Here is a 12,092-nt window from a genome sequence, read left to right on the forward strand (position 1 = left end):
CACTTTCGGCCTCTGCATGGCACCGCTCGGACTGTCCGCATTGCGTTCACGGCTGAGCCGCGGCTCATCAGGGAAGGGTTGGCAACCACCAGAAGCCAGCTGGAGCCGCTCCTTTGGTTTGGGCTGGTCGTCTCCGTTCACGGTGCGCTACGCCAGCAATCTCGACGACGGTCCCTGGCATGGGATGCCCCTAGGGGGCTTTGGAGCCGGTTGCATTGGCCGCAGCTCCCGTGGCGATTTCAACCTTTGGCACCTCGATGGCGGTGAGCATTGGTACGGCAGCATCCCTGATTGCCAATTTGCGCTCTGGGAACAGCAAGGCGATCAGGTGCGCGTGCATGCCTTGGCCACAGAACCAAAGCGTGATCACTCCAGGCCGGAGTCAGGCAAGCCGCTGAGCAGCTGGCAGTGGTATCCCGCCAGCACGGAGGAGAGCAGCACCGGCACCTATGCCGCTCGCTATCCCCTGAGTTGGAACCACTACGAAGGGGTGTTTCGTGCCCAGGTGAGTTGTGAGGCGTTCAGCCCGATCCTTCCGGGTGATTACCAACGCAGCAGTTATCCGGTGGCGGTGTTCCGCTGGACGATCAGCAACCCCACCAACAAGCCCTTAGAGCTGTCGTTGCTGCTGAGTTGGCGCAACACGGTGGGTTGGTTCACCAATACTGATGCCTCGGCGGAGGTGCACTTCCGTGATGACGGCAGCCCCGAGCACAACTACGCCCCAGCGATTGGAGCTGGCGAGGGCCAGAGCAACCGCTGGATCGATGCCGATGGCCTAAGCGGGGTGCTGCTCGATGGCAAGCGCTCAACGCCGTTGGCGGAAGGGGAAGGGCAGTGGTGTCTGGCCCTGCCAGACAGGCTGGAGGGTGTGGAGCTGATGCGCTGCAGCCGCTGGGATCCCAGTGGTGATGGCGCCGAGCTCTGGCAGCCGTTTGCCACGGATGGGGTGATCCCCAACAGCAATAACGATCGCGCCAGTCGTAAGGGCGAACACGCCAGTGCGGCGATCGCCGTGAAATTCACCCTGGCGCCGGGTGAAACCCGAGAGATTCCGGTGGCGATCAGCTGGGATCTGCCGGTCACGAGCTTTGCGACGGGCGTGCGCGACCTGCGCCGCTACAGCGATTTTTATGGCGCCGATGGTTGCCAGGCGGCGGCGATTGCGGCAGAAGCACTGCGCGATTGGACGTCTTGGCACGAGCAAATCGAAGCTTGGCAAGCGCCGGTGTTGGCGCGTAAGGAGCTCCCCGAGGAGCTGCGCATGGCGCTGTTCAACGAGCTCTACGACCTCGCCAGTGGCGGCAGCCTCTGGACGGCCGCCACCTCCAAGGATCCCTACGGCCGCTTCGGGGTGCTGGAGTGCCTCGACTACGCCTGGTACGAAAGCCTTGATGTGCGTTTGTACGGTTCCTTTGCCCTGCTCCAGCTCTGGCCGGAGCTGGATAAGGCGGTGATTCGCAGCTTTGCCCGAGCGATTCCGGCGGCCGATGCCACCCAACGGCCGATCGGTTGGTATTTCACCCAAGGCCGCGGCCGGGTGGAGGCGGACCGCAAGGTGAAAGGGGCCACACCTCATGATTTGGGGGCACCAAATGAGGTGCCGTTTGATGCCACCAACTACACCGCCTATCAGGACTGCAATCTCTGGAAAGATCTCGCCAGTGACTACGTGCTGCAGGTGTGGCGCACGTTCAAATTGGCTCCCACCGGAGAAGACCTCAGTTTTCTGGCGGAGTGCTGGCCTGCGGCAGTGCAGGCCCTGCACTACCTCAAGCAATTTGATGTGAATGACGATGGCCTGCCCGATAACGGCGGGGCGCCGGATCAAACCTTTGATGATTGGCCGCTCAAGGGGGTGAGTGCCTATTGCGGTGCGCTCTGGATTGCGGCCCTGGAAGCTGCGTTAGCGATGGCGCAACGGCTGCAGCTGGAGTTGGGATTGGAGACCGGCGATGAGCAGCACACCTTTAGTGGTTGGCTGGAGCAATCCCGCGCCAATTTTGATGCGCTGCTGTGGAACGGCGAGTACTACGACATCGATGCCGAAAGCGGCACGCCGGTGGTGATGGCCGATCAGCTTTGCGGTGATTTCTATGCGCGTTTGCTGGAGTTACCGCCGGTGGTGAGTGAGGCCAACAGCCGCAGCACCTTGAAGGCGGTAAAGGAAGCCTGCTTTGACAACTTTGCTGGTGGATCGCTCGGGGTGGCCAATGGCTTGCGCCGTGATGGCACGCCCTTGGATCCAAATGGCACCCATCCTTTGGAGGTGTGGACGGGGATCAACTTTGGAATTGCCAGCTATTACCGCTTGATGGGTGAAAGCAAAACCGCAGAAGCGATCTGCTCCGCGGTGGTGACCCAGGTGTATTCAGGCGGATTGCAATTCCGCACCCCGGAAGCGATCACGGCCGTGAATACCTTCCGGGCTTGCCACTACCTGCGGGCGATGGCGATCTGGGGCCTCTGGGCCACGCACACCGATTGGGAACCGATTCCGGGCTCGCAGAGGGGATGATTTGGCTTCGATTGTCTTGACTGAAATGCACAGGCGCATCGATGCCAAGCGCGGCAATGCCGTGTTGGTGGCGGAAGAAGATTGGAAGGCGATGCAAGAAACTCTTATCTCTCCTCGATTCCCGGCATGCTGGAGTCGATCCTGGAAGGGATGGCAGCACCAGAATCCGCGCTCAGTGAGCCCCCTGGCTGGTGAGCTAGCCAGTGCCTCTCCCTCTTAATGAAGCCTTGGTTGGAGATTTCAAGGGTGCTGGCAGACGAGCAGATCGTGAAGGTGTTGAGGGTTTGGAGTCATGACGCATGAGGATTGGTCTGGCCTGCATTCTCTGCACGCCATAGGGTTTGAGCATGCTTGCGACTGGAACCACAACCAAGACTTCTGTGGCCGCGATCCGAGAGCGGAAACGGGAGGAGCGGATCCAAGCACTCAGAAGCCAAGCCGGCTTGCTGCTTTCTCATTTTGATGGGTGCAGTCTCTGGTTGTTTGGCTCCTTGGCGCGAGGAGATTGGGATGCGTTTTCTGATGTAGACGTGCTTGCTGTCGGCCGGGATCGGGGATGTGCTGATGTGCTGATCGATTGGCCGATCAGGTTCTCACCTGCGGGATGGCGGATGACGTGATCGCGCTCACCGACAGGAAGTGGCAGGAGCTGCGCCAGGGGCATGCCCCCTACTGGCGTGCGATCGCTGCAGATAGCGTGTGCCTCGGCGATCGATGAGCGCACGGATCGAAGCAACGGTGCAGTGCAGAGGAGCCCAGCAATAACAACGCAAATCGCCTCTCAATCGTCGCTGCCTCGGGCAGGTTCAAGCCTGTTCAGCAACATCGGGGTTGTTGGATCTGCTTTATGTGGCCCGCGAGCCGTTCAGCCGCGGCGAGGAATTTAAGGCGCAGAGCCGAGAGGAGATGGAGGGGGCCTTCATCGGCTTTTGCCGCGGAGGACTGGAGGGCTATGCCAGTGCCCTCACGGATAAGCCCTGGCTGTTGGATAAAAGCCGCGGTTGGAGTGTGCATGACGCCTTTCTGGATGCGTTTTATCCCAACCCCAAAATTGTGTGCATGATCCGTGATCCCCTCGACATTCTCTGTTCGATGGAGCGCAATTTTCGCAAGGCAGGCTTGCGTGATCCAGGGATGGTGAATCACAGCGAGATGCTGAACACCAGCCTGGAGAAACGTTTGGATCATTGGGTGGTCTCGCCGCCGGTGGGTTTGGCAATGGAACGGTTGCAGGAAACGTTGTGCCAGGGCATCGATCAACAGATGTTGTTCATTCGCTATGGGGATTTATGTGCTAACCCGCGTTTAGAACTTGAGCGTTTTTATTCCTATTTGGGACTCCCTTATTGCGCCAATCACGATTTCAATCATGTGGAGCAAATCACTGTTGAAGATGATGAGGTGTATGGGGTGTTTGGTGATCATCAGATTCGCCACAATGTGGCACCACAGGCCAGCCAGGCTTTAGAGGTGTTTGGGCCGGGCTTATGCGATTGGATTCGGGAGCGCTACGGATGGTTTTATGAAAGATTTGGCATTGATTGAGTTTAAGTGTCTATTGCTCAATGGCTAAAAAGTTCCGAGAACTTTGCATAATTAACCAGCTATTAGTGATCAGAGAAGACTGTTGCCTGGCAGAGGAGGTGGCTGTTAGGGTTCAAAGTGTGTCTGTCTTTAAAAAGGTGAGTCAACGGTTTGAGCTTGTGCATGGAGGGGTGGGAGGAATAATTATGAATCCTTTTCCTGATCCTTGACATAGTTAAAGAATTTGGAGGTTCGGTTGTCAAAACTCCACTCCCAATCTTCTCGTTTGCGAATGATGATGCAGTTATGTGCAAACTCGACAGATGCCACCGCATCACAAGTGTTCTTTGTTAGACCTGCATCACGTAATCTCGATAACGTTGATTCTCGATCAGAAATGGCGAGGAATTCTCTATTGATCCAATCAACAAGAAGTTTCATGGCTGCCATCAGTGATCGAGAATTGTAAAGTCCGTATTGAGTTTGATAGCCATAGAGGGATCCTCTCCGCCAGTACGAGACCTCGATGTCCTCAAGGATATAAATGCCGCCAGGTTGCAGGACCCTATCAAAGAAACAGTTAAATGTGAGGAGTTGGTGCTCAGGAATGTGAGACCCGTCATCGATCACGGCAAAGGCTTTTCCTATTTTGTTGCCAAGCAATTGCAATTGCTTGGCATTGCTTTGATCGCATTGATGAATGAGATAGCGATTCCCTTTAGCCTGCATGTTGATGTCAATGCCATGGATAAAAGCATGGGGAAAGTATTGATGCCACAGTTCCAGGCTTTTTCCTTCGTCAATGCCAATCTCTACTAGATTTCCTTGGGAAAAGCGAAAGCGGTCGAGATAATACGGATAAAAAAGGTGGTAGCCATGATGATGAAATTTATCGCTTCCAGATGCTTCAGCAGCTGCAGAAAAATCACTGGGAACTGAGGATTCCATTGTCACGCCAATGCTGCCTCTAGTCGCTGAAATACATCAGTATCGACGGAACAGCCCATCGCGAGCATCAACCGTTGTCTAATTAGGAGCTCCTCTTCCTTGCTGAGCAAGCCATTGGAGAAACGCTTTTCTAGGGAGCTAAAGGCGCGGACGTGGGTGAGAGGGGTGCAATCGATGGCAGCAAATCTCCAAATATTGAGGTGAGCGGCGCAGAGAGGTATCGCGAATCGATCGAGGCCATAGCCACTGCGTATGCCTTGGAGAAACGGCATGGAGGCATCGAGCAAATCACGACGCAAAAAAGGAGCCATGATTTCAATAATCGGCACCCTGTGCAGGCTGCTGCCCACCCTTTGGCGTAACCAGCCGTATTCCTTGCAGAGGCTGCTGCTAAAGCTCACCGCCGGCTGGGAGGCACTGAGGTTGTAAATGCGTGCTGTGGCCAATAAGGTTTGGATGTCACTGCTGCGCAGCAAGACGTCGTCATCAATGAAGCCCATGTAATGACCAGGCCCAGGAGGAGGGAGCTGGAGCCAGGCTTCTTCCATCAGATGGCCTTTGCATTTAATTTTATTTAATTTGTATTGGTTCTGGTCAGCTTGCTTTGCTGTTGACTCATTGATTCACTGTTCGGAATGGTTTTACTTTCTGGCATATATTGCTTCTCTGGATTGTGTTCGATTCAGAGCTTCGATCGCTTTCAGTTTAGCTTGTTTGATGGGTATTGTTTCTTGGCGATTATTTAGTATTGATTTGGCAGAAGAAGGTTCTTCTTTAGAGTTTTCTGTCTAGTTGTAATTGGTCATGCTTGATTGGTTTTCAGCCATGTTTCGTGTCGGTTTGTTTGCCATGATTCAAAAAGTTAAACGTGATTTATGATCGCAAGTCTTGATTGATGACGTGTAGTCTTTCCTCTTTGTAAGTGCTTCTGGGACTCGTTGTCGAATGGATTCGTTTGATACGGTACTTAGTGTTTTAAGTAAGAAAGCTTTTTCATGGAATAGTCAAATTTCTAGAGCTTTTTAGCTTTGATTTTGTTTTCATCCCGTCTTTTCGTAAAAAATGATGACTAATTTTTTTCTTGTGGTTTGACCTATCAAGTCAACCCTGCAGGATCTGATATCACCGGTTTGAATCCCACAATAGATCGCCTTGATTTTGGAGAGATTTCTGTTCATGGCTTAATTCTTGTTGCGTTGCCTGATGGCACAGCAGGAATTGTGAATCCCTGGGGTGATCAAGTGCAAACGCTTCAGGGTTTGAGCTGGAATGATCTCAGTTTGGATAACCTTGGTGTTGTTTGTAATGAACATCTTCGTCAAGATATTGGGGCGGTGCTGTCTTGGGAGCAAAATATTGGTCCATGGGATTCAAGCACTGTGTATGTGCGCTCCCATCATTTTGGTGTCTAAGAGGTGATTAATGGCTTTGATCCTCAAACTCAAAAGCTGAATTTTCTATACACAGCTACCCATGAACGACTTTCGGGTGCCAACACCGATCAGGGCTTGTTGATTCAGTTTGAGCCCACGAATCAAAGTGTTCTATTAACAGGAGTTCAAAGCAGTGATTTTATTGGTGCCAATCTCGAGTTTCATCACGATTAGGTGATGGAGGACAACCTCGAGGTTTCCTTTGGCTTTACTGCTGAAGAGGTGTCCTTGGTCAGCCGAGCAGGTCTGCTCACACCTCAGGCTCCGAGTGGTGCTTCCACAGATGGCGATCAGGTGCGTGCTGGTCTGATGGTGAATCCTGATTCCACGTTGATAGCGATGGAATCTTCCCACTCCATGCAAGCTCACAGTGTGCACAACCATTCGATGTCCGATGGCATGTCGGCTGATGGCATGGGTTCGCTGCCATCGAGTTCGGGTGATTTGCAGGCCTCGGTTGCTGGCCAGCTTTATTCGGGTGGAATGGGTGGAACTCTCACGCTCTCGAATACGTCTGCTGTAGCGCAGAGCGATTGGTCGTTCAGTTTTTTGACCAATCAATCTGGCTTTGAGAGTTGGTCGGCGGAATCCTCCGTGACTGATCTTGGTGGCGGTACCTATCAGGTGATGATCACTCCTCCAGCATGGGGGCTTGAGATTCCGGCTGGTGGTTATGTTGTCCTCGCTTTCAATGCCAACAGCGTGGGATTGCCGGCAACGGGTGCCTCATCAATGCGCTGTTCTTTGTTAATGGGTCTGGTGCCGGAGTTGTTGCACCTGTTCCACCAGAAAACAGCGACACATCTTTGTTGGCTGTTATTTAAGCACCGCCTGTTGTTGAAACACTGTCTGATGTTGAGGCATCGGTGGTGATGGCAGATGCGCAGGGCTTTTCCGTCTCAGCCTCCATCAATGGAGGTTGGTCTGGTGTCTTCGCGGGAGAAATCAGCGTGACTAATCTCGGAGATGTCTCTGCCGGTACCGACTGGAATGTTGCCCTTGTGATCGATGTACCTCTCACCTCGGTGAGCAACTTTGATGTGGAGTCTTCACTGCGGAGCGATGGTCACTACGAAGTCTCACTTTCTCCGAAAGCGTGGTCTGCTCCATTGGCTCTAGGTGCCTCTCAGGTGTCCTATTACCAAGCTGCAGGTGATGCAACAGACCCAGCTCAAGTGTTTGATTTTGTTGATGTTGTGGTTTCGGATCGTTCAGTGACCACTTTGGAGCAGACGGATCCTCCAGCTCAGATCACCGAATCAGCGCTCTCTGATACAGCGGAAATTGAATCCATCGCCATTGTTGAACCCATTGTCTCGAACCAATCGAACGGCTCAGTGGATCCACAGGCAGATGCCTCAATGATGTTGAGGGAGCAAGCACTTTTTCCGTTACCGTTGATTGGGCTTCGGATGGGGAGGGTGACATGCGAATCGTCACCTATTTCGAGGAATGGGGTGTGTATGAGCGCGATATCAATCTGTCTGCTGTGAATGGGCAAGCAATGACCCATCTCAACTACAGCTTCTTTGATGTCAAAGCCGATGGCTCTGTTCAGCTGTTTGATACTTATGCAGCACAGGAGAATCTCTTTGATGCTGCTGATCAAGTAACTCGAACCTTCACAACAGCTGAGTATCAGGCCGTTGATCCAGTCCTGATCGCTGTTTATAACTCAGATTGCTACACGATTACTGAAACGGCTGAATCTGTCACAGTTACCAGTGTTCCCGTTGGTTGGAATGATGCTGGACCTCAAGATGCCGGTAATTTCGAGCAACTGAGCCGTTTCAAGGAGCTCAACCCCAATGTTTAGCTTGGTTTTGCCCTTGGTGGATGGACGCTCTCAGATGAGTTCAGCACGGCCTTTGCAACGCAAGCAGGCCGTGATCAGTTCACGAGTGATGTGGTGGATATTTTCACAACCTATGAGTTCATCAGTGTTGTGGATTTTGATTGGGAATATCCCGGTGGTGGTGATGCGGGCAATGCATCGAGTGCCAATTATGGGGCCAATTTTGCCCTAGTACTTGAGCAGTTGCGCAGCGAGCTTGATGCACTCGAATCGCAAACTGGCTGAAACTTTGAGGTGTCGATCGCTATGGCGGGCGGCTTAGAACAACTTGCTAATCTCAATCTTGCTTGAATCGATACCTATGTTGATTTTTATAATGTGATGACCTACGACTTCCGCGGAGGTTGGGAGAATCAAACGGGGCATCAAGCGGCAATGACAGGGGATGCCAACAATTACGATGTCATCACTGCTGTTTCTGTCTTTGAAGAGGCTGGGTTTGCCCTCAACAAGGTTGTTTTATAAGCTACCGCTACACCCGGGCTTGGGGTGGTGTTGAGGATAATGGCACCTTTGGTTGTCAACAATCTGGCACTGGGTCTGAAGTGCAAGGGTCTTTTGAAGCTGGGGTTTATGACTACAAAGACATCGTGTCTGATGTAATCACCGTCAGACATGTTTGTATTGGGATGATAACAATAAACCGGCCTTCACCTACAACGGTGATGAATGGAGTTCGATTGAAACAACTGCCACGATTGCCTGTAAAGCCGCCTACGTGCAAGAGAAGGGTCTAGGCGGAATGCTGTTCTGGGTCTTAAGTAATGATGCAGAAGGCGATCTTAGTTTAGTGAAAGCAGCTGATGATATTCTTCTTCAGGGTGGTTCCTGTCAAGAAGCTATTGTGAGTGCACCCGAATTTGATTATATATTGGGCAGTAATGGCGAATTTGGTTTAAGTGATTTTACGGTTTTAGTTTTAGCTTAAATTTGCTTATTGTTCATGTAGTGTTGATTGCTATCGCCGATGGCTGAGTTAAAATCCTTCTATTGATAGGAGGATTTTTGGCTTTTCTTATTGGTTTTTTTCTTCTTTTTTGTTGGCAAAATGGTGCTGTTTTCATTTCACACCTGCGTGTTTCGCAGTCGTGGCAGCAAGCGCCGATGATGGCTGCATCGATTGGTCTGAACGAATGGGCGTGCTGCGTCGACTTTTGTTTTCCTTGTTAGCGGCGGTGGTGCTGCTGCTGATCACCCCAAATGCAGCTCTTGCCCAGGTGCATCAGCACAACGACGAGGCTGGAGCACCGATGCTGCGCAGTCTTGAAAGTTTGCGTGACCTTGATTACGACAGTTGGCAGGCCGTGGCCTATCGCACCGGCAAGCCGGGGAACCCCGTTGTGCTTAGGATTGTTGGCTATCCCGGAAAAGTGAGGCTCGATCACCCAGCGTCTTTGCTGGTTCAGGCTGGAGTGAGGAAGTGGCAATTGGATGACATCACCCTCGACAATCCAGCCCTTGCCAAGGACGGCCGAGAAGCTGCTGCTGAATTCGCCCTCGATCCGCTCCTCAGTGATCTAAGTAACAACCGACCATTGCGCTTGTTCCTGCCGGGTGTGTTCAATGAGCTGCCCGTACCTCCCTACGTGGTGCGTGAGTGGCGCGACGTGCAAACCCAGCCGCTGAGCTGATGCAAACCGGCTGCAACCGCTGGACTCCTTGGATGCGTCGGGCGCTGCAATTAGCAGCCTTGGCGGACGGCCAAACAAGCCCCAACCCCTTGGTGGGGGCAGTGGTTCTTGACGCGCAAGGAGCCTTGGTGGGCGAAGGCTTTCACGCCAAGGCAGGACAAGCCCATGCCGAGGTTGGTGCGCTTGCTCAAGCTGGCTCTCGTGCGAACGGAGGCACGATCATTGTCACGTTGGAGCCCTGCTGTCATCAGGGCCGCACCCCCCCCTGTGCGCAGGCGGTGATTGCTGCTGGCATTCAGCGCGTTGTTGTGGCCCTTACAGATCCTGATCCACGCGTGGCCGGTGGTGGCATTCAGCGTTTAAGAGATGCTGGATTGGAGGTGATCGCAGGGGTGATGGAGGCAGAAGCGGCCCAACAAAACCGAGCCTTCGTCCATCGCGTTCAAACGGGTCGTCCCTGGGGACTTCTCAAATGGGCGATGAGTTTGGATGGTCGCACTGCCCTGCCGAATGGCGAAAGTCAGTGGATTAGTGCTCCTCCAGCTCGCGCTTGGGTGCATCAGCTACGCGCCAGTTGTGATGCGGTGATTGTGGGAGGTGGCACCGTGCGCACCGATAACCCCCTGCTCACCAGCCGCGGTCGTCGCTTGCCCGAACCCTTGCGGGTGGTGCTGAGCCGCAGCCTTGACTTGCCTGCCCAGGCCCAGCTTTGGGATACAAGCCTGGCGGCAACCCTTCTCGCCCATGGGCCAGGTAGCGCTGATCGCTCTCTGCCTGAGGGCCCGGAGCCTCTTGAGCTTTTGGCCAGCGAGCCCTTGGACCTTCTGCAAGTCTTGTCTCAAAGAGGTTGCAACCGGGTGCTCTGGGAATGCGGCCCGGCCTTGGCAGCAACAGCTCTACAGCAAGGGTGTGTGCAGGAGTTGGCGGTGGTGATTGCCCCCAAGCTTCTTGGAGGCACATTGGCGCGAACGCCCCTTGGTGACCTGGGTTTCTCGGCGATGGATCAGGTGATTCCTGTTTCCGGGCTTTCGGCAGAGCGCCTGGGCCGTGATGTGTTGCTGCAATCTTTAATGCCTGCCCTTGGACCAGCTGTTCACGGGGTATCCCAAAGCGATTGAAGCGTCCAGGGACCGCCCTCTATCACCCAAAACGCTCCATTCACCAGCCGGACGTTTTGATCGATCGCTTCAATCTTTTGCAACTCGCTGGTGCTGAGTTTGATCTCCGCCGCTTGAAAGTTTTCAAGCAACCGTGACGGTTTAACGGATTTAGGAATCGCTGAGATGCCCCGTTGCATATCCCAGGCCAGCACCACTTGCGCCGGAGAACAGCCTCGCGTTTCCGCAATCGAGCGAATGACGGGATTTTCGAGCACAACCGGCGCATCCTTCACATGCGGGCCGAAGTGGATCGGGCCAGTCGCGGCGACCTCGACACCCCGGAGCTGCAAGCTCTCCTGCCCTTGCTGGAGCGTCAGCAGGACCTCTCTGTGTTGCCATGCATCGATCAGCTGCTGGTGGAAACCTGCACCACGAAAGAAGGGAGCCATCTCTACACCTATCCCTTCGAAAGCCGTTTCGTACACGAGGGAATTGGCTTTCTCTGGGCCGCTCGGCTCACCCAGCTGGAACGAGGCACGATCACTGTGTCGGTGAACGACTACGGCTTCGAGCTGCTTGCACCCAAGGGCTACCCCATGGCTGAGCTGCTGGAAGACCATCGCGATCAACTGTTGGCGGCTGATGCTTTGGAACGGGATCTGGAACAGGCCCTCAACCTCTCCGAACTGCGACGCTGCCGTTTCAGAGCGATCGCTCAGATCGCTGGGCTGATGAACCGTGGCTTTCCTGGTTCCAGCAAAAGCACCGGACAACTCCAGATCAGTGCTTCGCTGCTGTTTGATGTGTTCGAGCGTCACGAAGCCGGCAATTTGCTGCTGCAGCAAGCACGCCGTGAAGTGCTGGAGGAGCAACTCGAACTCTCGAGGCTGCGGGCGGCGCTCGAACGCGCCCAGGCTCAGACGTTCCTCCACATCGAAACACCACGGCCAGGACCGTTGGCTTTCCCGCTGCTGGTGGAACGGCTCAACAACCGAATGAGCAACGAAACCGTGCTGGAACGGGTGATGCGGATGAAAGCGGAGGCGGAACGCAATGAACGCTGAACGTGCGCCTCGGTACGGC

The 12,092-nt window shown here is 53.9% G+C and carries 14 protein-coding genes and 2 pseudogenes; 13 read left to right on the forward strand and 3 right to left on the reverse strand.

What is annotated here, in order from left to right; all coding sequences use genetic code 11:
- Window positions 1-16: 16 nt before the first annotated feature.
- The 4 genes from SynROS8604_RS04820 to SynROS8604_RS04835 all read left to right on the forward strand — a co-directional run bounded on the left by SynROS8604_RS04820 (window position 17) and on the right by SynROS8604_RS04835 (window position 4,063).
- Window positions 17-2,518: a GH116 family glycosyl hydrolase gene (locus SynROS8604_RS04820; protein ID WP_186545342.1), complete on the forward strand. Its 2,502-nt coding sequence runs from the start codon at window positions 17-19 to the stop codon at window positions 2,516-2,518.
- A 16-nt stretch (window positions 2,519-2,534) separates the two neighbouring features.
- Entirely contained in the window at window positions 2,535-2,738 is a 204-nt protein-coding gene (locus SynROS8604_RS04825) for a hypothetical protein (protein WP_255445192.1), read from the forward strand.
- A gap of 127 nt (window positions 2,739-2,865) precedes the next feature.
- Complete coding sequence (locus SynROS8604_RS04830) at window positions 2,866-3,138, forward strand: nucleotidyltransferase family protein (protein ID WP_255445193.1); 273 nt, start codon at window positions 2,866-2,868, stop codon at window positions 3,136-3,138.
- Window positions 3,139-3,352: 214 nt separating this feature from the next.
- Window positions 3,353-4,063: a sulfotransferase gene (locus SynROS8604_RS04835; protein ID WP_222930131.1), complete on the forward strand. Its 711-nt coding sequence runs from the start codon at window positions 3,353-3,355 to the stop codon at window positions 4,061-4,063.
- 183 nt (window positions 4,064-4,246) lie between these two features.
- On the opposite strand, the gene SynROS8604_RS04840 is transcribed toward SynROS8604_RS04835, so the two are convergent.
- The gene (locus SynROS8604_RS04840; RefSeq protein WP_186545344.1) at window positions 4,247-4,990 is read right to left on the reverse strand and encodes a hypothetical protein; all 744 of its coding nucleotides are present in this window, start codon (window positions 4,988-4,990) and stop codon (window positions 4,247-4,249) included.
- A 2-nt stretch (window positions 4,991-4,992) separates the two neighbouring features.
- A complete protein-coding gene (locus SynROS8604_RS04845; RefSeq protein ID WP_255445194.1) occupies window positions 4,993-5,538 on the reverse strand; it encodes a hypothetical protein in 546 nt (181 codons plus the stop codon).
- 582 nt (window positions 5,539-6,120) lie between these two features.
- Between SynROS8604_RS04845 and SynROS8604_RS04850 the strand changes: the two genes are divergently transcribed.
- The 8 genes and pseudogenes from SynROS8604_RS04850 (at window position 6,121) to ribD (ending at window position 11,027) form a co-directional block, all read left to right on the forward strand.
- Window positions 6,121-6,402, forward strand: coding sequence for a hypothetical protein (locus SynROS8604_RS04850; protein ID WP_186545345.1), 282 nt, complete (start codon window positions 6,121-6,123; stop codon window positions 6,400-6,402).
- 198 nt (window positions 6,403-6,600) lie between these two features.
- On the forward strand, window positions 6,601-7,296 hold the full coding sequence (locus SynROS8604_RS04855; RefSeq protein ID WP_186545346.1) for a hypothetical protein: 696 nt from the start codon (window positions 6,601-6,603) through the stop codon (window positions 7,294-7,296).
- Window positions 7,296-7,916: a hypothetical protein gene (locus SynROS8604_RS04860; protein ID WP_222930132.1), complete on the forward strand. Its 621-nt coding sequence runs from the start codon at window positions 7,296-7,298 to the stop codon at window positions 7,914-7,916. Before SynROS8604_RS04855 ends, SynROS8604_RS04860 begins: the two co-directional genes overlap by 1 nt.
- A complete protein-coding gene (locus SynROS8604_RS15680; RefSeq protein ID WP_255445195.1) occupies window positions 7,850-8,239 on the forward strand; it encodes a glycosyl hydrolase family 18 protein in 390 nt (129 codons plus the stop codon). Before SynROS8604_RS04860 ends, SynROS8604_RS15680 begins: the two co-directional genes overlap by 67 nt.
- A gap of 69 nt (window positions 8,240-8,308) precedes the next feature.
- Window positions 8,309-8,743, forward strand: a pseudogene (locus SynROS8604_RS15685) (glycosyl hydrolase family 18 protein); the annotation flags it as partial.
- 154 nt (window positions 8,744-8,897) lie between these two features.
- Window positions 8,898-9,206 (forward strand): glycosyl hydrolase family 18 protein, encoded by a 309-nt coding sequence (locus tag SynROS8604_RS15690; protein WP_255445196.1) that lies wholly within the window; start codon window positions 8,898-8,900, stop codon window positions 9,204-9,206.
- Window positions 9,207-9,411: 205 nt separating this feature from the next.
- A complete protein-coding gene (locus tag SynROS8604_RS04870; RefSeq protein ID WP_186545812.1) occupies window positions 9,412-9,909 on the forward strand; it encodes a DUF3122 domain-containing protein in 498 nt (165 codons plus the stop codon).
- Entirely contained in the window at window positions 9,909-11,027 is a 1,119-nt protein-coding gene (gene ribD / locus SynROS8604_RS04875) for a bifunctional diaminohydroxyphosphoribosylaminopyrimidine deaminase/5-amino-6-(5-phosphoribosylamino)uracil reductase RibD (protein ID WP_186545813.1), read from the forward strand. The genes SynROS8604_RS04870 and ribD overlap by 1 nt, the downstream gene beginning before the upstream one ends.
- Here ribD and SynROS8604_RS04880 read toward each other — a convergent pair.
- Window positions 11,003-11,302: an aldo/keto reductase gene (locus SynROS8604_RS04880; RefSeq protein WP_255445197.1), complete on the reverse strand. Its 300-nt coding sequence runs from the start codon at window positions 11,300-11,302 to the stop codon at window positions 11,003-11,005. The genes ribD and SynROS8604_RS04880 overlap by 25 nt on opposite strands.
- Here SynROS8604_RS04880 and SynROS8604_RS04885 point away from each other — a divergent pair.
- Window positions 11,300-12,073 (forward strand): annotated as a pseudogene (locus SynROS8604_RS04885) (DNA ligase-associated DEXH box helicase); the annotation flags it as partial. The gene SynROS8604_RS04880 and the pseudogene SynROS8604_RS04885 sit on opposite strands and share 3 nt — an antisense overlap.
- Between the last annotated feature and the right edge of the window lie 19 nt (window positions 12,074-12,092).

The organism is Synechococcus sp. ROS8604 (assembly GCF_014279655.1).
GTDB lineage: Bacteria > Cyanobacteriota > Cyanobacteriia > PCC-6307 > Cyanobiaceae > Synechococcus_C.